27 protein-coding genes are annotated in these 24970 nt (G+C 34.8%); 7 read left to right on the forward strand and 20 right to left on the reverse strand.

What is annotated here, in order from left to right:
* Window positions 1-7: 7 nt before the first annotated feature.
* From H599_RS0112805 to H599_RS0112815, 3 genes are all read right to left on the reverse strand, one after another.
* Complete coding sequence (locus H599_RS0112805) at window positions 8-1387, reverse strand: glycoside hydrolase family 28 protein (RefSeq protein WP_026714497.1); 1380 nt, start codon at window positions 1385-1387, stop codon at window positions 8-10.
* Between the two features lie 178 nt (window positions 1388-1565).
* Complete coding sequence (locus H599_RS0112810; protein WP_035141605.1) at window positions 1566-2000, reverse strand: carboxymuconolactone decarboxylase family protein; 435 nt, start codon at window positions 1998-2000, stop codon at window positions 1566-1568.
* Window positions 2001-2067: 67 nt separating this feature from the next.
* Window positions 2068-2643: a Crp/Fnr family transcriptional regulator gene (locus H599_RS0112815; RefSeq protein WP_026714499.1), complete on the reverse strand. Its 576-nt coding sequence runs from the start codon at window positions 2641-2643 to the stop codon at window positions 2068-2070.
* A gap of 367 nt (window positions 2644-3010) precedes the next feature.
* On the opposite strand from H599_RS0112815, the gene H599_RS20375 reads away from it, so the two are divergent.
* Complete coding sequence (locus tag H599_RS20375; protein WP_051590742.1) at window positions 3011-6379, forward strand: PAS domain S-box protein; 3369 nt, start codon at window positions 3011-3013, stop codon at window positions 6377-6379.
* Here H599_RS20375 and H599_RS0112825 read toward each other — a convergent pair.
* From H599_RS0112825 to H599_RS0112880, 13 genes are all read right to left on the reverse strand, one after another.
* On the reverse strand, window positions 6376-7500 hold the full coding sequence (locus tag H599_RS0112825; protein ID WP_026714500.1) for an ABC transporter permease: 1125 nt from the start codon (window positions 7498-7500) through the stop codon (window positions 6376-6378). The genes H599_RS20375 and H599_RS0112825 overlap by 4 nt on opposite strands.
* Before the next feature lie 17 nt (window positions 7501-7517).
* Complete coding sequence (locus tag H599_RS0112830) at window positions 7518-8624, reverse strand: ABC transporter permease (RefSeq protein ID WP_026714501.1); 1107 nt, start codon at window positions 8622-8624, stop codon at window positions 7518-7520.
* A 2-nt stretch (window positions 8625-8626) separates the two neighbouring features.
* Complete coding sequence (locus H599_RS0112835; RefSeq protein WP_026714502.1) at window positions 8627-9361, reverse strand: ABC transporter ATP-binding protein; 735 nt, start codon at window positions 9359-9361, stop codon at window positions 8627-8629.
* A gap of 3 nt (window positions 9362-9364) precedes the next feature.
* The gene (locus H599_RS0112840) at window positions 9365-10276 is read right to left on the reverse strand and encodes an ABC transporter ATP-binding protein (protein ID WP_026714503.1); all 912 of its coding nucleotides are present in this window, start codon (window positions 10274-10276) and stop codon (window positions 9365-9367) included.
* A 58-nt stretch (window positions 10277-10334) separates the two neighbouring features.
* On the reverse strand, window positions 10335-11210 hold the full coding sequence (locus tag H599_RS0112845) for an HlyD family secretion protein (RefSeq protein ID WP_035141607.1): 876 nt from the start codon (window positions 11208-11210) through the stop codon (window positions 10335-10337).
* Between the two features lie 10 nt (window positions 11211-11220).
* Window positions 11221-12477: a TolC family protein gene (locus H599_RS0112850; RefSeq protein WP_026714505.1), complete on the reverse strand. Its 1257-nt coding sequence runs from the start codon at window positions 12475-12477 to the stop codon at window positions 11221-11223.
* Window positions 12474-13067: a TetR/AcrR family transcriptional regulator gene (locus H599_RS0112855; RefSeq protein ID WP_026714506.1), complete on the reverse strand. Its 594-nt coding sequence runs from the start codon at window positions 13065-13067 to the stop codon at window positions 12474-12476. Before H599_RS0112855 ends, H599_RS0112850 begins: the two co-directional genes overlap by 4 nt.
* Window positions 13068-13132: 65 nt before the next feature.
* A complete protein-coding gene (locus H599_RS20600; protein WP_081810564.1) occupies window positions 13133-13327 on the reverse strand; it encodes a DUF6132 family protein in 195 nt (64 codons plus the stop codon).
* On the reverse strand, window positions 13327-13629 hold the full coding sequence (trxA, locus tag H599_RS0112860) for a thioredoxin (RefSeq protein WP_026714507.1): 303 nt from the start codon (window positions 13627-13629) through the stop codon (window positions 13327-13329). The genes H599_RS20600 and trxA overlap by 1 nt, the downstream gene beginning before the upstream one ends.
* Window positions 13619-13825: a hypothetical protein gene (locus H599_RS0112865; RefSeq protein WP_026714508.1), complete on the reverse strand. Its 207-nt coding sequence runs from the start codon at window positions 13823-13825 to the stop codon at window positions 13619-13621. Before H599_RS0112865 ends, trxA begins: the two co-directional genes overlap by 11 nt.
* Entirely contained in the window at window positions 13822-14664 is an 843-nt protein-coding gene (locus tag H599_RS0112870; RefSeq protein WP_035141610.1) for a methyltransferase domain-containing protein, read from the reverse strand. The genes H599_RS0112865 and H599_RS0112870 overlap by 4 nt, the downstream gene beginning before the upstream one ends.
* Window position 14665: 1 nt before the next feature.
* Window positions 14666-14878, reverse strand: a complete 213-nt coding sequence (locus tag H599_RS0112875) for a YgaP family membrane protein (protein ID WP_026714510.1) — start codon at window positions 14876-14878, stop codon at window positions 14666-14668.
* A gap of 79 nt (window positions 14879-14957) precedes the next feature.
* The gene (locus H599_RS0112880) at window positions 14958-16376 is read right to left on the reverse strand and encodes an MBL fold metallo-hydrolase (protein ID WP_026714511.1); all 1419 of its coding nucleotides are present in this window, start codon (window positions 16374-16376) and stop codon (window positions 14958-14960) included.
* Window positions 16377-16565: 189 nt separating this feature from the next.
* Here H599_RS0112880 and H599_RS0112885 point away from each other — a divergent pair, with 189 nt between their 5' ends.
* The 4 genes from H599_RS0112885 (at window position 16566) to H599_RS0112900 (ending at window position 19591) form a co-directional block, all read left to right on the forward strand.
* On the forward strand, window positions 16566-17897 hold the full coding sequence (locus tag H599_RS0112885) for a cytochrome ubiquinol oxidase subunit I (protein ID WP_026714512.1): 1332 nt from the start codon (window positions 16566-16568) through the stop codon (window positions 17895-17897).
* A 3-nt stretch (window positions 17898-17900) separates the two neighbouring features.
* On the forward strand, window positions 17901-18977 hold the full coding sequence (gene cydB, locus H599_RS0112890) for a cytochrome d ubiquinol oxidase subunit II (protein ID WP_026714513.1): 1077 nt from the start codon (window positions 17901-17903) through the stop codon (window positions 18975-18977).
* Window positions 18978-19067: 90 nt separating this feature from the next.
* Window positions 19068-19286, forward strand: coding sequence for a hypothetical protein (locus H599_RS0112895; protein ID WP_026714514.1), 219 nt, complete (start codon window positions 19068-19070; stop codon window positions 19284-19286).
* Window positions 19286-19591 carry a type II toxin-antitoxin system RelE/ParE family toxin gene (locus H599_RS0112900; RefSeq protein WP_026714515.1) on the forward strand — a complete coding sequence of 102 codons (306 nt, stop codon included), beginning with the start codon at window positions 19286-19288 and terminating at the stop codon, window positions 19589-19591. The genes H599_RS0112895 and H599_RS0112900 overlap by 1 nt, the downstream gene beginning before the upstream one ends.
* Window positions 19592-19657: 66 nt before the next feature.
* On the opposite strand, the gene H599_RS0112905 is transcribed toward H599_RS0112900, so the two are convergent.
* Window positions 19658-20443: a sulfite exporter TauE/SafE family protein gene (locus H599_RS0112905; protein WP_026714516.1), complete on the reverse strand. Its 786-nt coding sequence runs from the start codon at window positions 20441-20443 to the stop codon at window positions 19658-19660.
* 72 nt (window positions 20444-20515) lie between these two features.
* Complete coding sequence (locus tag H599_RS0112910; RefSeq protein ID WP_026714517.1) at window positions 20516-21151, reverse strand: Crp/Fnr family transcriptional regulator; 636 nt, start codon at window positions 21149-21151, stop codon at window positions 20516-20518.
* A 324-nt stretch (window positions 21152-21475) separates the two neighbouring features.
* On the opposite strand from H599_RS0112910, the gene H599_RS0112915 reads away from it, so the two are divergent.
* Both H599_RS0112915 and H599_RS0112920 read left to right on the forward strand, forming a co-directional pair.
* Window positions 21476-21787 (forward strand): rhodanese-like domain-containing protein, encoded by a 312-nt coding sequence (locus H599_RS0112915; protein ID WP_026714518.1) that lies wholly within the window; start codon window positions 21476-21478, stop codon window positions 21785-21787.
* A gap of 42 nt (window positions 21788-21829) precedes the next feature.
* Window positions 21830-23410 (forward strand): NADP-dependent glyceraldehyde-3-phosphate dehydrogenase, encoded by a 1581-nt coding sequence (locus H599_RS0112920; RefSeq protein ID WP_026714519.1) that lies wholly within the window; start codon window positions 21830-21832, stop codon window positions 23408-23410.
* 80 nt (window positions 23411-23490) lie between these two features.
* Here the strand turns inward: H599_RS0112920 and H599_RS0112925 are convergent, their stop codons facing one another.
* Window positions 23491-24180, reverse strand: coding sequence for an NUDIX hydrolase (locus tag H599_RS0112925; RefSeq protein WP_026714520.1), 690 nt, complete (start codon window positions 24178-24180; stop codon window positions 23491-23493).
* A 94-nt stretch (window positions 24181-24274) separates the two neighbouring features.
* A complete protein-coding gene (locus tag H599_RS0112930; protein ID WP_026714521.1) occupies window positions 24275-24850 on the reverse strand; it encodes an RNA polymerase sigma factor in 576 nt (191 codons plus the stop codon).
* Window positions 24851-24970: the final 120 nt, after the last annotated feature.

The following is a 24970-nucleotide window of genomic DNA, read 5'->3' on the forward strand; positions in this document are numbered from 1 at the left end:
GTATTTTTTATTCTTTGGGGCTAACGGTAAAATTCTGAACATTTTCTTTGATGTATTTTTCTTTTCCCTCCACTTTTTCGGCTGTTACATTTTTTAGCGAAATGTTACGAACGGGTAATTCTTTTTCTCCTTTGATTCTGGAAATAAATTGTACATCTTTGGCTTTTACATTTTTCAGATAAACATTAGCTATTGGTGTTAATTTGCGCTCAATAGTTGGAACTAAATCTCTCCATTGGTACAATACATCGGTTTCGATTCCTAGGATTCCTAAGTCAATTTTCCCCGAAGTAACATTTTGTATATAGATATTATTGACAAAACCGCCGCGGCGTTCGTTGGTTTTTATGAATAAAAGGTGGTTCAATTTAGCTCCGTCCACAACATTACATTTTTCAACAAAAACATTTTCAATTCCACCTGATAATTCACTTCCAAGTGCTACCAACTGATGTCCGTTTTTTACATTTAGATTTCGGATAATGATATTTTTTGAGGGCGTTTTTAAGCGCCAGGCATCTTGATTTCTACCTGATTTAATCGAAATAGCGTCATCGCCTTGATCCAGAATGCAATTTTCAATCAAAACGTTTTGTGACATTTCGGGGTCAATTCCGTCATTGTTATGACCATGTGCAAAAACTTTGATTCCTCTTATCACAATATCTTTTGAAAGATAGGGATGAACCGTCCAAAAAGGACTGTTGGTAATCGTAATGTTTTCCATCAAAATGTTTTCGCAACGGTTAAACTGAACAAATTGCGGACGAAAATTGGCCTTTCCGTTTACCATTTGGCGTTCTTCTACTGGTTTGTAATAAGAAGCCATCATGTATAAATTTTTTAAATTTTCCATATGTTCTTTAGGTCTGGAAAACCATTTTTTCCAAATATCCATTTTAGCTTTTATTTCTCCCTGACCTGTAATGGCAACATTTTTACATTGGTAAGCATAAATCAAAGGGGAATAATTATAGCATTCCATTCCTTCCCAAGTGGTGTGAACGGCAGGTAAATAATCATTTGGATCTTCAGAAAAAAGCAACAATGCTCCTTTGTTTAGATGTAGATTGACATTACTTTTAAAATGAATTTTTCCGCAAAGCCATTCGCCTTCAGGGATAATTACATTTCCTCCGCCTTGTTTATTAGCCTCGTCAATGGCTTTAGCAATCGCCTGACTGGTTTTTTCTTGGTTGCCTTTTAGGGCTCCAAAATCGGTGATGATAAAATTGGGGCATTTGCTAAAATCCGGTATGTTAATTTTAGTGGTGCCAAAGGGAGCTTTTACTTTTATTCGCTTAATTGCTATTTTAGAAGAATCAGTTTTAAAAGAAAAAAGACAAAGGGAAAGTATTAAAGTACTGTAAATAAAAATTTTTTTCATCCGGGAGTTTTTAGGTTAATTATATTGTAAATAAAATGATTGCTGTTCAATTGTAACTCCATTTTTTGTGAAGCAATACAAAAATATAAAAGCATTTTTTCAAAAGTATCCTGATATAAACCCAGACACCCCGCCTAAATTATTCTAAGCAGGGTGTTTTTCGGATTTGTAATCTAATTTAAGAAGCAGGTTCTAAATGCGTACTGATGGCAATTCTGTTCCAGGCATTGATGGTAATTACCGCCATGATAATTTGTGCAATTTGCTTTTGATCGAAAAATTGTTCAGCTTTTGCATAGGTTTCTTCAGATAATCCTTTGTTAGTAATTAAGGTGATTTCTTCTGTAATAGCCAGAATTACTTTTTCTTCTTCCGTGAATAACTGGGTTTCACGCCAGGCGTTTAAAAGAAAAATGCGTTGGGTGGTTTCTCCGTATTTAAGCGCGTCTTTAGTATGCATGTCTATACAAAAAGCGCATCCATTGATTTGAGAAGCACGAATTTTGATGAGTTCTTTCTGGATTTTAGACAATTGTGTTGTTGCTAAATAACCTTCTAAAGCATACATTGCTTTAAAAGCTTGTGGTTCTGTTTCGTTAATGTTTACTCGCATAATTGTTGTTTTATATTTTGAACAAAGCAAAGTTCAGTATTAAGAAACAGTAAAAACTTAAACTGGTTTAAGAACGGTTCTTTTTTCTGATTTCGCTTAAATATTCCGGGGAAAAACCGAGGAATGAAGCTATCAGATATTGCGGGATACGTTGGACAAATTCGGGGTGATTTTTACAAAGATGTTCGTAAAATTCTTCTTTAGTAAAGTCATATAAATATTTTATCCTCATTTGCGAAGCAGCATAAGCGCGTTGATAGATAAATCTGAAATAACGTTCCATTTTAGGGAATTGTTCGAGTAATTTTTCCTGAGCATTACGGTCTAAAACCAAAATTTCCGAGTTTTCTACGGCTTGGATGTAAAACGAAGTGGTTAATCCGTGTTCGAAAGCTATATTATCTGTAATCCACCAATTTTCAATAGCAAATTCGGTTGTTTGTTCGGTTCCTTTGTTATTGATAAAAAATTTTCTCAAGCAACCTTTTGATACAAAAAAATGTTGTTTACAGACGTTGCCTTCCAAAAGCAGATTCTCTTTTTTATTCACTTTAATTATTTTGAAATAATGCTTCATTGCATTGAAATTTTCATCGCTGATTAAAGTGAATTTATGGATATGTTTTTTTAAAACTTCATGCATGATAAATTCCTTTTTTGGGTATTAAAGTCAAAAAATCTTTGCTTCAATCACAAAGGTAAGAAAGCTGTTTTTTATGTGTATTCTAATTGTGAACGAATACTCGATAGTTGAAAAGTTAAAGTTGTGTTTTTTACATTTGTTTTAATAAATAAGCACTGTTGTTGTTAATTTGTGTTGTTGTGTCGATTAAAGAAGTGTAAAATTGAGTTTTTTTAATTTTGGCTAATTTGAAGATTATTTAGAGTATGAACAAATTAGCGACAATATTCATAAAATGCATCCTGACTTAAGGGTTGATTTTTGTTAAAATTAGTATAAAATATTTGAAAGGAATTCGGTATATTTAATATCATAAAAATTGGGGCTTATGAGTGAGTATAAGGATGAATCAAATCCCGATTATCGGGATTTAGTCACTAAGATAAAAGAACAGGAGCAACAAATAGAAGTATTACAAAAAGATTTAGATACCAAAAATGATTTTTTAAATGAAATAAGAAACACTACTCAAACTTCTTCCTTTTTAATTTATTCCCTGACTATTAATGCTAAAGGCGATTTTTATTTTCCTTACATTAATAATCAGGATGATGCAATTTTTGGTTTGAATTTAAAAGAATTGAAGGATACTACTGAGATTTTGGATCATATTCATTCAGATGATCGTTTGACTCTTGTAAATAATCTTCGTCATACACTAAATAGTTTGACACCGGTACAATTAGAATACCGCTATTTTCATCCCCAAAAAGGCTGTGTTTGGCATGAAATTAATGCTGTTCCGGCTATAAATAAAGATGGAAGTATCAGTATTCATGGTATGATTACCGATATTACTTCCCGAATACAGGCCGAACAAAAAATGAAACGTGCCAAACGCTTGTATCTTTTTATAAGCAGAATTAATCAGATAATTGTTCGTTCTCAAAATCAAAATCAGCTTTTTAACGAAGTTTGTTCCGCTGCGGTTGAAGAAGGTAAATTTAAAATGGCCTGGATTGGTGTCATAGATTTTGCTGCTAATTCAGTCATTCCGGTAAGTTTTGCGGGAGAAGACAATGGTTATTTGAATATTTTAAGGACAGTTAGTTTACAACTGGATCAAAAAGGAGGAACAGGACCGGCAGGTACAGCACTGCGGCAGGAGCGTTATTATATTTGTAATTCTATTGCCGACGATCCGATTATGGAACCATGGAGAGCGGAAGCTTTAAAAAGAGGTTTTCAGTCGTTGATGGCTATTCCCATTAAGAAATTTGATATAACAGTAGGTGTTTTTGTGATTTATGCCGCCGAGACAAACTATTTTGATGAAGAAGAAATTGGTTTATTGAAAAAGGCAACCGCCGATGTGACTTTTGCTTTGGAATTGTTCGAAAAAGAAGCACGAAGAAAACAGGCAGAAGAAGCCGTTGCCGATAGTGAAAAAAGATTCCATACCTTAACGGAAGTCTCTCCGGTGGGGATTTTCAGAACCGATTTAACCGGAGCAACAACCTATGTCAATCAGCGTTGGACTGAAATTGTAGGGCTTGATTTTAATGAATCTGTAGGGAATGGCTGGTATTTTGTAATTCATCCGGATGATCGGGTGAAATTTTATGAAGAATGGGGAAAAGTTACCGGTCAAAGAATTCGGTCTATCTTGGAATACCGTTTTGTTAAAGAGGATGGCAGTGTGGTTTGGGTAATTGGTCAGGCAACTCCTGAAACCAATTCTGAGAATCAAATTGTCGGGTTTGTGGGAACCATTACTGATATTACCGAAAGAAAGCAGGCCGAAGATAAATTTGTTCAAACCAATAAAAAGATGGAGGCCATTATTGAAGCCATTCCGGATATGATGTTTGAGATTGATTTCTCAGGCAAAATTTTTAATTATCATTCGTCGGATAATGATTTGTTATTAGTGCCGCCTTCGGTATTTATAGGGAAAAATTTGGTAGAAGTTTTACCTCCTGAAGCCGCATCGGTTTGTCTTTTGGCATTGAAAGAAGCTAATAATAAAGGAATTTCAAGAGGAATGCAATACAGTTTGATTTTACCCAATGACGAAGAACATTGGTTTGAATTATCAATCGCCCCAATGAAAGAAGGACAAACCTTCGAAAGTCATTTTATTGTAATTTCCAGAGATATTACCGAACAAAAAAAAATCGAAGAAGATTTACATAGAAATAAGGAAAGATACCGCGGATTACTCGATAATCTGGAAGCCGGAATTGTGGTTCATGATGCAGCAGGAACTATTATGATGTGCAATAGCCAATCGGCTAAATTGTTAGGCTATAGTGCGGAAAAATTGATTTCGAGTAAATCAGACAGCCTGAAATGGAATTTTGTTAATGAGGATTTTACTCCTATGAAAAAAGAGAATTATCCTGTAAATCAAATTATTCAGACCAAAAAACCACTTAAAAATTTTCCTTTAGGTATTGAAAGAAAATCAGATGAAACGGTTGTTTGGGTTTTGGTCAGTGGATTTCCGATGCTGGACAATCAGGGAAATATTCAGGAAGTAGTGATTAGTTTTATTGATGTTTCTGAGCAAAAAGAAATGAATCTTGAAATTCAAAAATCGAAGGAAATTGCGGAAACTGCTAATAAATCTAAAACCGAATTTCTGGCCAATATGAGTCATGAAATCAGAACACCTTTAAATGGGATTATCGGTTTTACGTCGTTGTTGATGGAGTCGCAATTAGACCGGAAACAGCAGGAATATACCCGTACTATTAATGAATCAGCGGCAACACTGATGGATATTGTAAATGATATTTTGGATTTTTCCAAAATTGAAGCCGGAAAATTAGATTTGAAAATTGAGGAGATTGATATTTTTGCCTTAATCAATCAGGTGATTTCTTTGTTCAAATACCAGGCGAGTCAAAAGCAAATTGGTTTAGAATTGCATATCGATACTAATGTGCCACAGTTCCTTTCTGCCGATCCGTTGCGACTGAAACAAATTATTATCAATTTGGTAGGAAACGCGATTAAGTTTACTCAAAGAGGGAAAGTAGAGTTAAATGTTCAGGCGGTTTCTTCGTCAGAAGAAGATTTTGTGTCTCTTGTTTTTTCAGTAAAAGATACCGGAATAGGAATTAAAGAACAAAATCAGGCAAAAATATTTCATTCATTTGTCCAGGAAGATACCTCTACGAGTCGTCAGTTTGGAGGAACCGGACTCGGATTAGCCATTTCCAATAAGCTTTTGGCCTTGATGGACTCCAAATTAGAATTAGAAAGTACTTACGGTCAGGGAAGTAAATTTTATTTTGCAATTGATTTAAAAAAATCCCAAAACCAACACCTTTCTCCATTAAAAATGAATGAAAAAGCAGTGATGAAAAATAGTTTAGGAGCTAAAAAAGTACTGATTGTAGAAGATAATGCCATCAATATGTTGTTAGCTAAAACTTTGGTGGAAAAAATAATTCCGGATAGTCTCATTGTTGAAGCCACCGACGGAGATGAAGCCGTTGCGCAGTATAAAAAAGAACAGCCGGATATTATTTTGATGGACATTCAAATGCCGAACAAAAATGGTTTTGAAGCGACTTATGAAATTCGAAAAATAGAACAAGGAAGTTTAACTCCAATTATAGCTTTAACCGCGGGAATTTTTGTCGAAGAAAAAGAAGAATGCTTAAAATCCGGGATGAATGATTATATCACTAAGCCGATTAGTGTTGTTGATTTAGAGTCGATTATGGTAAAATGGCTTACCGATTAATTGGTTTTTTTGTAACTCCATATCGCTAAAAAATTAATGATAACCGCATAAAATGTAATGATACAAAAGGGCTCGGCAATATCCGAAATCCGGGCTCCTTTAAGCATTACCATTCGGATGATTTCAACAAAATAACGTATTGGATTAAATAAAGTAATTTTTTGAGCCCAGTCCGGCATACTTTCGATAGGGGTAAATAAACCACTCATCAGGATGAAAATAACCATGAAAAACCAGGCAATAAACATGGCCTGTTGTTGGGTTTCGGTGTAATTAGAAATAAATAAGCCAATGCCGAGTACCACCAACAAATAAACAGAAGTAAAGAAATAAATTAGTCCTACATTGCCCAAAACAGGAATATCGAAAACAATTTTAGCAATGGTTAAGCCAATAGTTAAAATCAGTAAACCCAGAACCCAAAACGGAAATAATTTTCCGATGATGAATTGGTATTTTTGAATTGGTGTAACATTAATTTGTTCCAAAGTGCCGATTTCTTTTTCCCGAACAATATTCATCGAAGAAAGAAATAAAGTAATCATTGTTACCAGTAAAACCAAAATTCCCGGAACCATCAGGGTTTTATAGTTCAGCGTATTGTTGTACCAAAAGGAAGGAATGCTGATAATATTTTCCGAAGGAACAAAGTCTGCATCCTGATATTGAAAAAGCTCACTTCGTATTTTTTGATTAAAGCTATTGATAATTTGCAAAATATATACATTTTCAACACCGGCGGCGGCTCCGTCAATCGCGTTGATGCTGATGGATAAATTTGTTTTTTTATCTTTTAAAAGATTACGCTCAAAATGATTCGGAATTTCCAGAATCACATCGGTTTTCCCTTTTTGCATTTGCAGATTCGCTTCTTTTTTCGAAGAGAAATTTTCAAAGCCAATGAAATAATCCGATGCCTGAAATTTAGAAATTAATTCTCTGGAAGCCGTAGAACGATCGTTGTCAATGTATGAAAACCGAATGTTTTTGACCTCAAAACTCGCTGCATTAGATAAAATAAGCAGCTGTAAAAAAGGCATAACAAAAAGGATAGGCAACATGGTTTTGTTCCTGAAAATCTGTCTGAATTCTTTTTGTATGATGAATAATATTGTTTTCAAAATCGTCAGTATTAAAATTATTCCAATCTGATTTTATAGTTTTTGATACTCAAAAGAATAAAAAACAAAGTCATTCCAATCAGAATTAAAGTTTCTTTCCAAATAATTGCAATACCCGCGCCTTTAAGCATAATGGCTTTAATAATAATGATAAACCATTTGGCAGGGATAATATTACTGATAATTTGCAATGGTAATGGCATGCTTGAAATTGGGAAAATAAATCCCGACAAGATAATAATAGGCAGCATGAGTCCCATTAGCGATAGCATCATGGCGGTTTGTTGTGATTGAGCAACGGTAGAAATGAGAATCCCAAGTGACAAAGCCGTGATGATAAATAAAAAGCTTTCAAAAGCTAATAAGAAAACACTACCCTGAACCGGCATTCCAAAAACAAAAACGCCCAAAATAACAATGACAGTAGCATTGATGATGGAGAGAAAAATATACGGAAATACTTTGCCTAAAATTACCTGTAAAGGATTTAAAGGAGACACGAGTAAAACTTCCATCGTACCGAGTTCTTTTTCTTTGGTAATGGAAATAGAAGTCATCATAGCTGAAACCAGCATTAAAATAACCGTCATAACTCCGGGAACAAAGGTAAAAACGCCTTTGAGTTCCGGATTGTAATATAATTGAGTTTGTGTGTCAATCTGGTAATTTTCAGTTTTGATTTTATTGTTTTCCTGAATGTAATTTTGCAAAATAGCATTGGTGTAATTCGTAATGGTATTGGCTGTATTCGGATCGGAGGCATCGGTAATAATTTGAACTTTTGCCTGTTTTTGCGCTTGCAGATTTTTAATAAAATGATTTTCAAAAAGTAGTACAGCTTTAATTTTTCCTTTTTCAAAAATAGCTTTGATTTGGTTTTCGCTGCTTATTTGCTGTTCGATATGGAAATATTTGGAAGCACTTATTTTGTTGATGATTTTCTCGGTTTCTTTGTCTTTTGATTTGTCTAAAATGGCAATTTTTACATTGTTGATTTCATTGGTAATAGCAAAACCAAAGAGCATAATTTGAGCAATAGGCATTCCAAAAAGAATAAACATCGAGCGTTTATCTCTGAAAATATGGTAAAATTCTTTTTGTATAAAGCCTGAAAATCTTTTCATAATTATTCGATATTTCGTGCCAATTTCAAAAAAACTTCGTTCATGGAAGTTACGTTATATTGTTGTTTTAAATTTTTGGGAGCATCCAAAGCTTCGATTTTACCTTCGACCATTATCGAAACGCGGTCGCAATATTCGGCTTCGTCCATATAATGTGTGGTGACAAAAATGGTAGTTCCTTTATTGGCCTGAGCATAAATCATTTCCCAAAACTGTCTTCGGGTAATAGGATCTACGCCACCGGTGGGTTCGTCCAGAAAAACTATTTTAGGGTCGTGCAGCAAAGCCACCGAGAAAGAAAGTTTTTGTTTCCAGCCCAACGGAAGCGCGCCCACGAGTTTGTTTATTTCGTTTTCAAGTCCCAATTCGCTGACTAACAGAGCGGTTTTTTCTTTGATTTGATTCCGATTCAACCCATAAATTCCGCCAAAAAAAGTAATGTTTTCTTTGATTGTTAAATCGTCATACATGGAGAATTTCTGACTCATGTAGCCAATGTTTTTTTTGACCATTTCAGCATTGTGTTTCACATCAAAACCAGCCACTAAAGCTTCGCCTGAAGTAGGTTTAGAAATCCCGATAAGCATTTTCATTGCGGTAGTTTTTCCGGCACCATTGGCACCCAAAAAACCAAAAATTTCGCCTTTGTAAACATCAAAAGAAATGTTGTTTACAGCCGTAAAATGACCAAATTGCTTGCTGAGGTTTTGTGTCGATATGATTTTTTCCTGATTCACAATTTATTGATTTAGCATAGTAAAATCCATAAAAACATCTTCGATGCTGGTTTTGGCAACAGCAATATCAATTTCGCTGTGAAGTTGTTCTTTGAGATATTTTTCTAATTCTGTTGGGTCAAAATGGATGTTTTGGTCAATATAATGTACATGTTCGCCAAAGGCAAAAGCACTGTAATGACTTGGGTACTTTTTTAAATCCAAAATCAACTGGTGCTTGTTTTTGGTTCTGACCTTGTATATTGTTTTGTTGTAATGGGAAACAATGTTTTCCGGACTGTCAATTTTTAAAATTTGTCCTTTTTGAATCAGCGCAATCCGGTCGCATAAAGCGGCTTCGTCCATATAAGGCGTCGAAACCAGAATGGTGATTCCTTTTTTTTGCAGACGTTTCAGCATTTCCCAGAATTCTTTCCTGGAAACCGGATCCACGCCGGTAGTGGGTTCGTCCAGAAATAAAATTTTTGGTTTATGAATCAAAGCGCAACATAAAGCCAGTTTTTGTTTCATTCCACCGGACAAAGCACCGGCTCTTCTGTTTTTGAAAGGTTCAATCTGAATGTAGATTTCTTTGATTAAATCGTAGTTTTCTTCGAGTGTTGTTCCAAAAATAGTCGCAAAAAAGTTGAGGTTTTCGGTAATGGTTAAATCCTGATACAGGGAAAATTTGCCGGGCATGTAACCAATGTTTTTCCGGATTTCTTTGTAGTCTTGTATTACATCTAATCCGGCTACAGTGGCTTTTCCTTCATCGGCTAACAATACCGTAGTTAAAATTCTGAAAAGTGTTGTTTTTCCGGCTCCGTCAGGTCCAATGAGTCCAAATAATTCCCCTTCCTTTACTTCAAAAGAAATATCGGAAACCGCCAAAGTTTTTGGGTAAGATTTTGAAATATTTTCGACCTGAATACTCATTTTCAATAAGAATAACAATTAAAATGGCAATGACAATTTAAAACCACAAACAATCAACTTAACGGATCCACATTTCAGCCGGCATACCAATTTTTAAGGCTCCGTCATTTTTTACGGTAATTTTTACGGCATAAACCAGATTAACGCGTTCTTCTTTGGTTTGGATGATTTTGGGGGTAAATTCTGCCGAAGCCGAAATCCAGGAAACGGTTCCTTCGTAATTTTTCATTTCGTTTTCGGTATCGATTTTAACCGTCACTTTTTGCCCGATTTTTAGCTGTGGCAATTGGGTTTCGCTTACATAAACACGCAAAGTCATTTCGGAAATATCGGCAATTTTGTACAATGGTTTTCCAAAAGCGGTAATTTCGTTTGTTTCGGCATATTTGGCTAAAACTGTTCCTTTGACAGGATTGATAATCTTTGATTTTTCAATTTGATCCTCAATTTTTTTAATTTGAACAGCAATCGATTTGGCTTCATTGTCAATTGGAGCGTTTTGTGTTTTAGTGCTGTTCATCTGTTGTCTTAAAACATTAACTTTGCCATTTACTTCGTCCAACTGACGCTGCGTGGCAGCCGCTTCGGCAAACATATTTTGAATTCTTTTTTGTTCAATTAAAGCGGTTTTTAACTGTTCCTGTAAAACATTGTTTTGTGATAAAACATTTTCAGATTTAGAAGCAATGGTTTTTTGTGATGCAATTAATTGCATTTTGCTCAAATAGAGTTGGGTAGTGTCAATTAAACCAATTTGGGTATTGGGTCTCAGCAGATTTCCTTCTTCAGCAATAAAAGAAAGTAATTTTCCATTGGCTTCTGCTGAAATAGTAATTTCTGTGGCTTCAAAATTCCCGTAACCATCCGCTTTTTCGTTGTCTTTGTTGCAGGAAATGAATCCAATTAAGATAATAAGTGTTGCTATATTTTTCATATTATTTTCTTTAGTTTCCCTGAATAATGTTGTAATTGGCGTGAGCTAAAAGCAATTGGATTTCATGTAATTTTTGATTGATTTGTGCTTCGTAAAAATGAGTGAATTCCACAATGTAATCCGAAAGTGTGATGGCTCCGTATTTTAGCTGCGCTTCGGTGGCTTTCAAAACGCTGTTTCTTAATTCAATAATTTCATTATCCTGTGTGCTGATGGTTTCCAATTTTTGAATTTCTTTTTCCAATTCCTGGGATTGTAGCTGATTGTTTAGCAAAAAGTTTTCTTTTTCGGTCGCAATCATGTTTTTTGAAACAGCAAGTATTTCCTTTTCTGTTTTTGATTTGTTCCAGTCAAAAACATTCCAATTGGCTTTTAATCCTACGATATAAAAAGTTTGAAATGAATTGTCCAGCATATTCAGCCCCGGATTTCCATAACCAGCCTGACCAAAAGCTTTGAGTTTAGGAAGATTATTTTTGGTAATGATTTCTTCTGAAATATCCATTTGTTCGTTTTGAATCTCGTATAGTTGTAGTTCCGGTCGGTTGTTGGACTGGTTTAAATTCCGGTTTAAAACAGGTTTGTTTAAAATGATATTTTCTTCAAAAGTTGTATTGGTTAACAGCTCAAGACTTTCTAAAGCTCTTTTTTTATCAAATTTGATTTCGCTAAGTTGCTGTTGAATTTTTAAATTTTCAGCTTCCAACATTTTTTGATAAGAGGGAAGGAGCGCGCCAAATTTCACTCCGGATTTCACCTCGTTAATTTTTGACTGTAATTGTTTTTGTTTTGCCAGCAGAATTTCTTTTTGTTCCTGTAACAGAAAAACGGAGAAATACAGTTGGTTAATTTTTAATTTCAATTGGTATAAAGAAACGGCAACTTGTTGTTGTTGCAACTTGTTTTGAGTTTCCTTTATTTTAGTATTCATTTCATGCAATCCGCCGTTGTAGATAATCTGGTTTACATCCAGTGTGGCGCGATATTGATCTTTATTGAGTGGATTAATTGTGGCATTCGGAATTTTTATCGGAACCTGAGTTACCTCCGATTGATAAGTAGCCTGAGCATTCAAATCCACTTTTGGAAGATAGTCTTTATCCAGATTTTGGATTTCCAGTTGCGATTTTCTTGCCAATAAATCATTTTGTTTCGCCAAAGGATAGTTTTTATCTGCCAGTTTATAGCAATGTTCCAGAGATAATTGTTGCTGAGCTAACGCTAAGAACGGAAATAAGAATAGCAATAAGATTTTGAGGGTTCTCATTTTTTTATCGAATTTATGATGTCTTGTGCAATAATCGTTTTGCGTTCTTCCATCATTTGGTTAAACTCAGCATCATTGATGCGAAGAATACCCTTAACCATGGTTTGTGCTGCAAATGGAAAAACAGTCATCGAAAAAATATTTAACAATAATTGTTTTGGATTGAGTGGTTTGATAATTCCCTGCTCAATTTCCTGTTCAATTTGGGCCATTAAAACAGCAGGATGAGGTCGGTTTTCGTGATTTAAAATCGACATCACAAACTCCGGATTATTGTTCATCTCCTGAATAATAAATTGGGGCAAAAAAGGATTTCGGATTACAAAGTCAATGTATTCCTGAGTAAACTGATGGATTTTTTCAAAAACTGTTTTTTCCGAATTAAAAATAGTATTGATTTGCGGTGCGAGTTGGCTAAAAGCTTTCATAAAAACCGCCTGAAACAATTGTTGTTTGTTTTTAAAACAATAATGCAGCATGGCTTTGTTAATGCCGGCTTCATCTGCAATTTCCTGCATACGGGCACCGGCAAAACCTTTCTTCTGAAAAACAATCCGGGCAGCATTAAATATTTTCTCTTCAGTTGTCATTTTTGACTTTTAACTATTTGGTTTAACTATTTGGTTAACAAAGATAGAAAAAAAAGTAATCGAAATTACTTTTTCTCTTTTTTAATGAATGAACTGCTTAATAATCCGCCAATTAAAGCGCCATAAAGAGTAGCGTTCAAAGGTCTGGAAGTAATGACGCAAGTCCCCGTGATGCAGCCTACATATTTATAATACAAGTAGCCTGCGACAGCACCAATAAGTACTCCGAGGAGGGTTATCAGGAATGTTTTTTTGTTCATTATATTTTTTTTGATAAAATGGTATTTACAATGGTGCTTTTATCTAATACTCCCGATTGTCTCCACAATTGTTGTCCTTTTTGGAACAAAATCATTGTTGGAACGCCGCGAACCTGATATTGAGCCGCAATTTGCTGATTTTTGTCCACATCAATTTTTATAATTGAAATTTGATCTCCCAGTTGGTCTTTTACATCTTTTAAAATAGGACTTAACATTTTGCAGGGACCACACCAGGTAGCAAAAAAGTCAACCAAAATAGGTTTTTCAGATTGTATGAGTTCGTTAAAATTATTGTTCATTGTTGGTTTTGTTTTTAGGAATTGAACATCCGTTTAAGCTGCAACCTGTATTGAAAATAGCCTGAAACAGAAAAAAGGCAGCCATTACTCCAAAAAGAATTTCGTGGTATTGAAAAGCCTGTTGTAAGGAAAATAATCCGAATAGCAGGCGAATTATACGCATAATGTGCCAGTTGGAAAATAATAATTGTTTCATGCTTTTATAGGTTGGATTTTATATTTTTCATCATAAGAAACTATTTTTTGAAGTTGCAGTAAAGGAATTTCCTCTTGGCTTATGATTAGAATTTCTTCGAAATTGGTACTCATGCTCACGTTTAAAACTCCGGAAAGAGTCGCTATTTTATCCGAAACGGTTTTCATACAACCGCTGCAGGTTATTCCTTCAAAGGTATAAAGTTGTACCGTAACCGCATTATTTTTTTGGAATTCAAAAAACAATTCACTGTCTTTTCTCGGTGCTGCTGAATCCTGAGCCACTGCTAATTTTTCAAAATGAAATGCACCTTTAAAAAGCATTTCGTATTCTTTTTGGTTGCCACCAAAAGGAGGATTCACATCAAAATCACGATTAAAAAGTAAGCCGGCCAAAATTCCGTTTGGAGTTAAAAGCTGCTGCATTTTCCAAACATATTTTTGACGCATAAAAGGAGGTAGTGCACAAAAAAAGGTTTGTTCAATAATAACATCGTATTCGCTTTTGTGTTCAAAAAAGTCTCCCAGAATAATTTTTATATTAGCGTTATTGGCAAATTTTTCCTGTAACAGCGCAACTAATGTTGGTGCAATATCAATAACGGTAATATTGGTAAAACCTTTAGCTAAAAGGTATATGGCCTCATAGGTATTTCCGCATCCCGGAATCAGGATGCGGCTGTTTTTATTTTCTAAAGAATCAATAAAATTTTTGATGGGAGGTGCAATTTCACCTAAATCCCATCCGGTTGCTTTGGCTTTGTATTGTGCGTCCCAGTAGTTTTGATCCAACGGGCTTTCGCAGCTTACGGTACAGCATTGTTCTTTATTTGCAATCATTTTAATGACTTATTTTCTTTTTGTTTGTGTTAATTCCCCAAGGGGTATACATTGGACAAAAATTGATAGAAACAGTAATTAACAGGATTGCTGCCAATGCTAAGAAGAAGATACCTAAATTCCCTGTAACAACATTCGTAAAATATAATGTTGCAAATGTAATAGCGATAATCACACGGATTGTCTTGTCTGTTTTTCCCATATTATGTTTCATGATTTCTACAATTTAAGGGTTATTAATGCAATCGTATTATTATATAAATTTACGGATAAATCTGTTTAAAATCAAGTGGTTATAATTTTAAAGTTTTGCTTTGACATACAAAATCCGTTTTAGGTACAGTCGTTTTTGCAATAGCATTAAAACCGCCTTCTACTTCGGTAAAGTTTCTAAAACCTCTTGCCTGAAGAATTGATGCTGCAATCATGCTGCGGTATCCACCGGCACAATGAATATAGAAAGCTTCCTGTGGGTTGATGTCTTTTATCCAGTCGTTAATGTAAGCCAAAGGTTTAGAATAAGCTTCTTCGATATGTTCGGCAGCATATTCACTTTCTTTACGAACATCAACAATTTTGCTTTCGCCAATTTTTATTTCTTTGGCAAATTCTTCAGCTGTAATGCGATGAATGCTATCGATTTCTTTTCCGGCATTTTTCCAGGCTTCAAATCCGCCTTCTAAATGTCCCAAAATATTATCAAAACCTACGCGACTTAATCGGGTAACGGCTTCTTCTTCCTGATCAATTTCGGTAACCAAAATAATTGGTTGTCGTACATCGGCAATTAAAGCGCCCACCCAAGGGGCAAAATCACCTTCGATTCCGATATTGATAGATTGAGGAATAAATCCTTTGGCAAAAACACCATTTTTTCGGGTGTCTAAAATCAAGGCACCGCTTTCGTCAGCAACGGCTTCAAAGTCAGCAGCAGGAATTCCAACCATTCCCTGATTTAGCACTTTTTCAAAACTCTCATAACCTTGTTTGTTCATGGCAACGTTCATTCCAAAATAAGCCGGAGGAGGCAATAATCCATCGGTTACTTCTTTGATGAATTCGGCTTCGGTCATATTGGCTCTTAAAGCGTAATTAGTAGCTTTTTGATTTCCAATAGTTGAAACAGTTTCTTTACTCATGTTTTTTCCGCAGGCACTTCCGGCACCATGAGCAGGATAAACAATTACGTCATCCGGCAAAGTCATGATTTTATCTCTTAACGAATGATATAAAGTAGCTGCTAATTGTTCCTGAGTCATGTGAGCTGTTTTTTGCGCCAAATCCGGACGTCCTACATCACCAATAAACAAAGTATCTCCTGAGAAAATAGCATGCTCTTTGCCGTTTTTGTCAAGTAATAAAAAAGTAGCACTTTCCATGGTGTGTCCCGGAGTATGTAATACTTTAATGGTTACATTTCCAATTTTGAATTCCTGTCCGTCAGTAGCAATGATGGCGTCAAATTCCGGTTGAGCTGTTGGTCCGTAAACAATTGGAGCTTCGGTTGCTTTACTCAAATCCACATGTCCGGAAACGAAATCAGCGTGGAAGTGGGTTTCGAAAATGTATTTTAGTTTTACGTTATCACGTTCCAAACGATCTAAATAAGGTTGTACTTCACGCAGTGGGTCAATAATAGCAGCTTCGCCATTAGAAGTAATATAGTAAGCACCTTGTGCTAAACATCCGGTATATATTTGTTCTATTTTCATAAAAAATGATTTTTTTAATTTGATGTAACAAAGATAAAGCATAGTAAAAGTGCAGGAAGTGACTAAAGTTACATTATGTATTTTAATTGTATATTTTGTCAGAAAAACAAAAAGTAAATTAAAAAGTTTTTCTCAATAAGGCTTTTCAAGGCATTTGAGTTAAATTTGTGCTATCAAAAAAAACTTCGTATGGAAGAAATGCTCTTTTATGATCGAATGCAATTTGCATTTACCATCACCTTTCATTATTTGTTTCCACAATTGACAATGGGCCTTTCGCTGATTGTTGTTTATTTTAAATGGAAATTTCTAAAAACGAATGATCCGCATTACAACAAAGCTACTCATTTTTGGATGCGAATATTTGCACTCAATTTTGCGATGGGAGTAGTGACTGGTATTCCGATGGAATTTCAATTTGGAACCAATTGGGCTAAATTCTCCGAACTTACCGGAGGAATTATCGGGCAAACTTTAGCCATGGAAGGAATGTTTTCCTTTTTTCTGGAATCGTCTTTTTTAGGGATGTTTTTATTTGGCGAAAAAATACTGGGACATCGTTGGCATTTTGTAACCGGATTATTGATTTGTTTAGGTTCCTGGGCCAGTGGATTTTTGATTATTGCGACGCATTCCTGGATGCAGCATCCGGTGGGTTATGAAGTTTTGGAAAACGGAAAATTTGTATTGAATAATTTCCAGGCTTTGTTTACCAATGTTTGGTTGTGGCCTTCGTATTTGCATAATCAGGCGGCTTCGCTGGTTACGAGTTCTTTTGTGGTAGCCGGAATTGGGGCGTTTTATATTTTGTGGAATAAAAATGTATCCTACGGGAAATTGTTTTTGAAAACAGGAGTTGTTTTCGGATTGATTTCGAGTGTTATAGTTGCGATGCCAACAGGCGATTTATTGGCTAAAAATGTAGTAAAACACCAACCGGTGACTTTTGCAGCGATGGAAGGAATTTTTCATACTGAGGAAAAAGGAGCCGAAATTGTACTGATTGGGCAACCGGACGTCAAAGACAAAAAACTGGATAATAAGATTGCAGTTCCTAATGTGTTGAGTTTTTTAACTTACGGAAACTGGGATACCGAAGTAAAAGGTTTGGATCAATTTGCAGAAGACAGGCATCCAACGAATATTTCAGGATTGTATTATGCGTATCACATTATGGTAGGTTTAGGAACGCTTTTTATTGGGGTGATGGTATTGGCAGTTTTTCAATTGACACGAAAACAATTGTTTCAAACCAAATGGTTGTTATGGGCATTTTTATTTTTAATGCCGTTTCCGTATATCGCCAATACAACTGGCTGGTACACCGCTGAGTTAGGAAGGCAACCCTGGTTAGTATATGATTTATTACGAACTGCTGACGGGGCTTCGCCAACGGTTTCATCTGGAAATACCTTATTTACGCTGATGGGATTTGTTGGTTTGTATGCTTTACTTGGAATGTTGTTTGCAATTTTAGTTGGAAAAATTATTTATCAAGGTCCTGAACCTGTAAAAAAATAAAGTATGGAATTCTTTTGGTATATAGTGTTAATAGGTATTTTGGCAACTTATTTAGTGTTGGATGGTTACGATTTTGGAGCGGGAATCATTCATTTATTTTTTGCCAAAACAGAAAAAGACAAAAAAGCAATTACCAATGCGATTGGCCCTTTTTGGGATGCCAATGAAGTCTGGCTTATTGCTGCGGGAGGGGTTTTGTTTTATGCTTTTCCAACTTTGTATGCCGCTTCTTTCAGTGGATTTTATTTGCCGTTGATGATGATTTTGTGGTTGTTGATTTTTAGAGCAGTCGGATTAGAATTGCGCGGACAAATTCACAATCAAATGTGGGAAGCGGTTTGGGATAAAGCCTTTGGGATTGCGAGTTTCTTATTGGCTTTGTTTTTCGGAATAGCATTAGGAAATGTAGTTCGTGGGGTCAATCTGGGAATGGTTAACAATGGCGTTGCTACTCAGGAGCCTCATTTTTTCTTCCTTCCATTATGGAATCCTACATTCAGTCCGGAAGCTGCTGAACTGGGAATTATCGACTGGTTTACGCTTTTTCTGGGAGTGGTAAGTGTGGTGGCTTTGATGATTCACGGTGCCAATTGGATTATTTATAAAACCAATTCGTCTTTGAATAGCCAATTGAAAGAAGTAATTTTCAAAATGAATTTTGTGCTGTTGGTGCTTGTGATAGTTTCGCTTTCTGTTTGGCATATTATCGAGAAAGAGCCTTTTCATAATTTCTTGGATAACCCATTGCTTTTTATTTTTCCGATAATTTGTTTTGTGGGTTTGTTTGGTCTTTTTAAAGTCAAAACTTTCAAAAAAGACGGAACAGGATTTCTCTTTTCGAGTATGTTTTTAGTAGGAGGATTTACTTCGACCACGGCTTCTATTTTTCCTGTTGTATTGCCATCGACTAATAAAGTCAATCCATCTTTGACTATTTATAATGTTGCCAATGGGGATTATGCTTTGTCGGTGGGCGTGTATTGGTTTGCTATTGCCCTGGCTTTGGTAATTGGGTATTTTATTATTCAGTACAAAGTGTTTAATGGTAAAATGGATGATGTGGGTTATGGAGAGCATTAAGAAGTATTAAGTATTAAGATGGAGAATTTTCATTAGTATGAATTAATTGGAATATTAATTTTGTAACTTTGAAACTAAGAAATAACAATAATGGATAGTCAAACTTCAAAGATAGAACTGGTAAAAATGATTCTCAATATTGAGAATGAGAAATTCATTGAAAAAATTAAAGATTTTATTCAAAGAGAGACAGTTGATTTTTGGGATGAGTTAACTTTGATAGAGCAAAAAGAAATAGAAAAAGGAATTGAAGAATTGAACAAAGGTAAAAGAGTTGAATTCAATGATTTTTTGAAAAAGATTTCTTAATGAAAGTGTTTTTATCTGATCTGGCTGAAAATAAACTTTTAAAGTTGAATGATTATCTACTTGAAAATTGGAATTTGAAAGTTAGAAATGATTTTATAAAAAAGCTTAGTTCGAAAATTAATCAAATTTCAGAATACCCCGAAAGTTGTCCTCAATCATCAAGATATAAAGGTCTTTATAAATGCGTTGTTACAAAACAAACTACTTTTTATTACAGGATAAACAGTAATAAAAATGAAATAGAGATTATTACTGTTTTTGATACAGGACAAAATCCTAATAATTTAGAAAAGGATATAAGGTAAATCAGTATCTATATTTTTTATTAGTGAGCTTTATGAAAGCTTCGCGTTCTTTGCGGTTAAAAAGCATCACAGTAAAACCTCTTTGATAATAATATAAATCCCCATTACCAATACAAACCACCCAAAAATTGGTTTTAGTTTGTTGCCGTCTATTTTTTTAGAAAGTAAAACCCCCAGAAACATTCCGAAGAAAGCCATTGCCGAAATACTAAGTAAAAGTTTGTAATCAATAGGAGTGTTCAGGTATAAATCGCCGGCAAAACCTATAGCCGAGTTGATGAAAATAATTAATAACGAAGTTCCTACGGATTGTTTCATTGGTAAATTTGCAAAAAACAATAAAGCCGGAATAATTAAGAATCCTCCTCCGGCACCCAGAAATCCGGTTACAATTCCAACCAGAAAACCAATAATAGCAAGTTGGGTATAATTTGTCTTATAGATGGCTTCTTCAGTTTTACTCTTTTTTATCATCGAAATAGATGCGCTAATCATCAGAATTGCAAAAACAATCATGATTAGCAGATTTTTTGAAACCGCATAAGAAGCTATGGTGAAAAGGGTATTAGCAATTTTGGGAAAAATTACTTCCCGGATAATTAAAATGGCAAAAATGGAAGGAATAGCAAAATAAAGTGCCGTTTTTAGTTTTAAATTTCCCAGTTTGTAATGGCTGTAACCTCCGTAAAGTGCAGTTGTACCCACAATAAACAAAGAATAACTGGTTGCCAGTTCCGGATCAACTTTAAAGAGGTAAACCAAAATAGGAATGGTAAGGATGGAACCTCCGCCACCTATTAAACCTAAAGAAATTCCAATGACAATTGATGCTAAGTAACCGATATATTCCATGTTTTAAATTTTTTACAAAGGTTGGAAGTCTTTCGGGCAGCTACAGTAACATTTGTCACATGGATTATTTTTTTATATCATGAGTTCAATTTGGTTGCGGTGTAAGCGAACTAAACCACGTTGTTCCATCTTTTTTAGTAAACGGGAAATAACTTCTCTGGAGGTGTTGAGTTCTAAGGCAATTTCCTGATGCGATAAGTTTATTTCTTTGCAACCACAGGCTTTAGCATGACGTTTTAAATAAAATTCCAAACGCTCGTCCATAGCTCTGAAAGCAATATTATCGACCACTTCTAATACTTCTTCAAATCTTGTTCTGTAAGTATAAATCACAAATTCGTACCAGCTGCGGTGGTTCATCATCCATTTATCCATTAAAGTCAACGGAATAGTTACAGCTTCGACATCTTCAACTACTTTAGCGGTTATCTGGCTGGTTTGATTTTTTGAAGAGCAAATTAAAGAAATCGCACAGGCCTGTCCGGGTTCAAGATAATAGAGTAAAAATTCTTCGCCATCATCGCCTTCACGATATATTTTTAATTGTCCTTTGAGAATTAAAACGGTGTTTTTAATGTATTGCCCGGTGCGCATGACAATATCTCCCGATTTGAAGGTTTGAAAATTGCAATGAGCTTCAATTTCCTCAATGAGATCATTAGAGAAATTTGGGAAATTTTTTTTTAAGGAGATTGTAGTTTCTGACATGGTATTTTTTAAAAGGCTATATCTTGTTAAAATCTTATTTTTTTGATAAAAAAATAAGACTTTGGTAAAAGTAATTAAAAAAAGAGATAGTTATTGTTGCTTTTGTTAAGAATTTGAGGAGTGATTTGGAGAAGTCGGATTACAGATATTTTATTTATGATGATAATATTGAGGTAATTTTTAATAAAATAGTAGGGGATTTCAATTTTTGTTGATGATTACAATCTCACTAAAACGTTTTCTTTAAATTATTCGCTAAATCAAATTAGAGAGGGCTTTTTTTTTGCAAAAACATCGTAATTTTACAAAAAACACAACAGTATTATGAATTTAACACAAGAAGAATGGGTTGAGCAACTTGAACAAGATGACAACGCAGTAATTTTAGACGTAAGAACAGAGGACGAATGTGATGAAGGAATTATTCCTAACGCCATCAATATTGATATTCATAAGGGACAGGAATTTATTTCAGAAATTGAACAATTAGATAAAAGTAAAAATTACTATGTCTATTGTCGTTCGGGAGCCAGAAGTGCTAAGGCTTGTGAAATTATGAATGAATTAGGAATTGAAAATGCCTATAACTTACTGGGGGGTATGTTAGACTGGGAGGGTGAGGTAGTGGCTCCTTAAATCACTAATACACATTTTACACTAACTAAAACATTAGAATTGATGAATTCGATACCAGAAGAATTTAAGATAAAAACATTATTGCATCAGGATACCTATTTGGTAAACGGTGAATTGAAAAAATGGACAGGAAAAACGACTGAAGTTTATTCGACCATTTCGTCAACAGAAGAATATGCGCCTACTTTATTAGGAACTATTCCGTTTATGGGAGAGACTGAAGCCAAAGAAGTTGTTGAGTCGGCAAGCAATGCTTTTAATAACGGTCAGGGTTTGTGGCCTACCATGAAAGTTGCCGATCGTATTAAATGTATGGAAGATTTCGTGTCAAAAATGAAAACTACCCGTGAGGAAGTAGTGAAATTGTTGATGTGGGAAATCGGGAAATCATTAGGTGATTCTCAAAAAGAATTCGACAGAACGGTGGATTATATTTATGATACCATCGAACATTACAAACAATTAGACCGAAGTAATGCTCATTTTACCAAAAGTCAGGGGGTAAATGCGATGATTCGCAGAGGGCCAATTGGAGTGGTTTTGTGTTTAGGACCTTACAATTATCCTTTGAATGAAACGTTTTCATTGTTGATTCCTGCTTTGATTATGGGTAATCCGGTGATTTTCAAGCCTGCCAAAAATGGTGTGCTGTTAATTTCGCCATTATTAGAAGCTTTCCAATCCAGTTTTCCAAAAGGAGCCATCAATATCGTTTACGGTAGAGGTAGAGAAATTGCTTCTCCAATTATGAAATCCGGAAAAATCGATATTTTGGCTTTGATTGGTAACAGTAAATCAGCTATCGCTTTGCAGGATCAACATCCGAACAAAAACAGATTGCGTTTGGTTTTAGGATTAGAAGCTAAGAATCCAGCGATTATTTTACCGGATGCGGATTTAGATTTAGCTATTTCTGAATGTATTACAGGGACATTGTCTTTCAACGGGCAACGTTGTACGGCTTTGAAAGTATTGTATGTTCACGAATCTATTGCTGAAGAATTCAATAAAAGATTCTCCAAAGCGGTTGATGAATTGATTTTTGGAAATCCATGGGACAAATCAGTTTCTTTGACTCCGCTACCTGAAGTTGAAAAACCGGCTTATATTCAAGGTTTGATTGATGATGCTACCAGTAAAGGAGCTTCGATAATCAATGCTAAAGGAGGTCAGGTTTCAGAAAATTATATTTTTCCGGCAGTTTTATTCCCGGTAAATAAAGAGATGCGCGTGTATCACGAAGAGCAATTTGGACCGGTAGTACCTGTGATGACTTTCAAAGATATTCAGGAACCATTGAATGATATGGCAGAGTCTAATTACGGACAACAAGTAAGTTTATTTGGTAAAGACAGTAAAACATTAGCTCCGCTTATTGATGCTTTAGTGAATTTAGTGTGCAGAGTAAACTTAAACAGTTCTTGCCAACGTGGACCGGACGTGTATCCGTTTACAGGACGTAAAGATTCAGCAGTGGGAACCTTAAGTGTTTTCGATGCTTTGCGTTCTTTCTCAATCAGAACATTTGTAGCGTCTAAGGACAATGCTTACAATAACGAAATATTACAGGAATTATTGAATAGTAAAGAATCTAACTTTATTAATACCGATTATATTTTGTAATACTTAACTAAAAACAAAACTAAAAACGAAAAAACCGTTCCAATTTTGGAACGGTTTTTTTATGGATAAAAATGTTTTTTTTAGAGATTTAAAACGAAGTTATTTCGTGTTTTGGCATCGTATTTTTCTTTGTCAAACATATAAAGATATGATCCTTTTCTGGAGGAAAGCATGTCTTTTTCGTTTAACTTTATTAAAATGTCCAGCGAATTAATTTTGCTGATGAAATTTCTTTTGTCTAATTCTTTGTCCAGAATCGCTTCGTACAATTCTAATAATTGACGCATGGTGAATTTTTCCGGCAAAAGTTCAAAACCAACCGGTTTTGTAGAAGTTCTGTAGCGCAATCTTCTTATTCCGTGAGAAACCATTTCGTCGTGGTCAAAAATTAATTTAGGCATGTTAGAGATGCTAAACCATTCTGCACCGTGGTCTTTAGTTAATTCGGTGTTGTGGTTTTCAATGTTAATTAAGGCAAAATAAGCTACGGAAACGGTACGTTCTACAGGGTCGCGGTCAATTTCGCTGTAAGCATAAAATTGTTCCATGTAAATATTGTGAAGTCCCGTGTAATGGTTAAGTACTCTTGTGGCAGCGTCGTTTAAGGATTCTTCTTTTTTAAGAAATCCTCCCATTAAAGACCATTTTCCTTTTTCAGGCTCAAAATCTCTTTTGATTAAAAGAATTTTTAAACCTTCGTTGTCAAAACCAAATATGATACAATCGACAGAAACTAATACTTTGTCTTCGGCGCTATAACTGTTTAACATCTTAGTTGTTTATTTTTTGGGGTAAAGATACTCACTTCCGAATAAAGAATCCTAATTAATTAGTGTTGGAGAAACACTTCGTATGTTTTTTGAATTATCTGAAGGTTAAAAACAGATATAAGCCTGCTTTTTCTCCCAATGAATCGCGCAATATCGAAAAAGCTTTGGTGATATGCGCTTCCACCGATTTGATGGAGATATTTTTGTATTCCGCAATTTCAATATTAGTAAGTCCTTCTTCTTTACTAAGTAAAAAAACCTCTTTGCATTTAGGCGGAAGTTTTTGAATTTCCTGCTTTACAATTTTTATGACGCGTTCCAGCGAATGTTCGTCTTCATTTTCCATAATTGAATTAAGTGCGTCAATGTATTTTTTCTCTAATGGATACAGCGATTTTTGACTGCGGTATTGATCGATAAATTCGTTATAGACGGATTTGTATAGAAAATTAGAGAGTACGAAATCATCTTTTAGATTTTTTCTTTTGTTCCAAATACGCATAAAAACATTCTGTACAATGTCTTCAGATAAGTCGTGATTATGGGTAAAACTGTATGCGTACACACATAGTTTATGATGGTAGGTATTTACCAGATAGGTATAAGCTTTGGGCTCGCCAGATTTTAAAGACTGGATAAGTTGTGTGTTGTCAGAATATACCTCCTTCATTGGTTTGTGTAAAAATAATTAGCTGAATTTTTATGCAATGTAAAAAAAAATATAAAAAAATATAAAAAAAGTTAGGGTAGTGTGAAATTGACACGTATTAAGAAAGAAGAAAAAAGCATT

It is taken from the genome of Flavobacterium daejeonense DSM 17708, from assembly GCF_000425425.1.
In the GTDB taxonomy this organism is placed as follows: Bacteria; Bacteroidota; Bacteroidia; order Flavobacteriales; family Flavobacteriaceae; genus Flavobacterium; species Flavobacterium daejeonense.

Bases quoted from the DNA above. Each gene is read 5' to 3' on its own strand.
- H599_RS0112840 (WP_026714503.1), bottom strand. From the start codon at position 10,276: ATGAGTATTCAGGTCGAAAATATTTCAAAATCTTACCCAAAAACTTTG.
- H599_RS0112870 (WP_035141610.1), bottom strand. From the start codon at position 14,664: ATGATTGCAAATAAAGAACAATGCTGTACCGTAAGCTGCGAAAGCCCG.
- H599_RS0112830 (WP_026714501.1), bottom strand. From the start codon at position 8,624: ATGAAAAGATTTTCAGGCTTTATACAAAAAGAATTTTACCATATTTTC.
- H599_RS0112910 (WP_026714517.1), bottom strand. From the start codon at position 21,151: ATGTCAGAAACTACAATCTCCTTAAAAAAAAATTTCCCAAATTTCTCT.
- H599_RS0112850 (WP_026714505.1), bottom strand. From the start codon at position 12,477: ATGAGAACCCTCAAAATCTTATTGCTATTCTTATTTCCGTTCTTAGCG.
- H599_RS0112815 (WP_026714499.1), bottom strand. From the start codon at position 2,643: ATGCATGAAGTTTTAAAAAAACATATCCATAAATTCACTTTAATCAGC.
- H599_RS0112880 (WP_026714511.1), bottom strand. From the start codon at position 16,376: ATGAAAATAGAACAAATATATACCGGATGTTTAGCACAAGGTGCTTAC.
- H599_RS0112920 (WP_026714519.1), top strand. From the start codon at position 21,830: ATGAATTCGATACCAGAAGAATTTAAGATAAAAACATTATTGCATCAG.
- H599_RS20600 (WP_081810564.1), bottom strand. From the start codon at position 13,327: ATGAACAAAAAAACATTCCTGATAACCCTCCTCGGAGTACTTATTGGT.
- H599_RS0112845 (WP_035141607.1), bottom strand. From the start codon at position 11,210: ATGAAAAATATAGCAACACTTATTATCTTAATTGGATTCATTTCCTGC.
- H599_RS0112900 (WP_026714515.1), top strand. From the start codon at position 19,286: ATGAAAGTGTTTTTATCTGATCTGGCTGAAAATAAACTTTTAAAGTTG.
- H599_RS0112875 (WP_026714510.1), bottom strand. From the start codon at position 14,878: ATGAAACATAATATGGGAAAAACAGACAAGACAATCCGTGTGATTATC.
- H599_RS0112905 (WP_026714516.1), bottom strand. From the start codon at position 20,443: ATGGAATATATCGGTTACTTAGCATCAATTGTCATTGGAATTTCTTTA.
- H599_RS0112810 (WP_035141605.1), bottom strand. From the start codon at position 2,000: ATGCGAGTAAACATTAACGAAACAGAACCACAAGCTTTTAAAGCAATG.
- H599_RS0112805 (WP_026714497.1), bottom strand. From the start codon at position 1,387: ATGAAAAAAATTTTTATTTACAGTACTTTAATACTTTCCCTTTGTCTT.
- trxA (WP_026714507.1), bottom strand. From the start codon at position 13,629: ATGAACAATAATTTTAACGAACTCATACAATCTGAAAAACCTATTTTG.
- H599_RS0112915 (WP_026714518.1), top strand. From the start codon at position 21,476: ATGAATTTAACACAAGAAGAATGGGTTGAGCAACTTGAACAAGATGAC.
- H599_RS20375 (WP_051590742.1), top strand. From the start codon at position 3,011: ATGAGTGAGTATAAGGATGAATCAAATCCCGATTATCGGGATTTAGTC.
- H599_RS0112930 (WP_026714521.1), bottom strand. From the start codon at position 24,850: ATGAAGGAGGTATATTCTGACAACACACAACTTATCCAGTCTTTAAAA.
- H599_RS0112925 (WP_026714520.1), bottom strand. From the start codon at position 24,180: ATGTTAAACAGTTATAGCGCCGAAGACAAAGTATTAGTTTCTGTCGAT.
- H599_RS0112895 (WP_026714514.1), top strand. From the start codon at position 19,068: ATGGATAGTCAAACTTCAAAGATAGAACTGGTAAAAATGATTCTCAAT.
- H599_RS0112865 (WP_026714508.1), bottom strand. From the start codon at position 13,825: ATGAAACAATTATTATTTTCCAACTGGCACATTATGCGTATAATTCGC.
- H599_RS0112855 (WP_026714506.1), bottom strand. From the start codon at position 13,067: ATGACAACTGAAGAGAAAATATTTAATGCTGCCCGGATTGTTTTTCAG.
- cydB (WP_026714513.1), top strand. From the start codon at position 17,901: ATGGAATTCTTTTGGTATATAGTGTTAATAGGTATTTTGGCAACTTAT.
- H599_RS0112885 (WP_026714512.1), top strand. From the start codon at position 16,566: ATGGAAGAAATGCTCTTTTATGATCGAATGCAATTTGCATTTACCATC.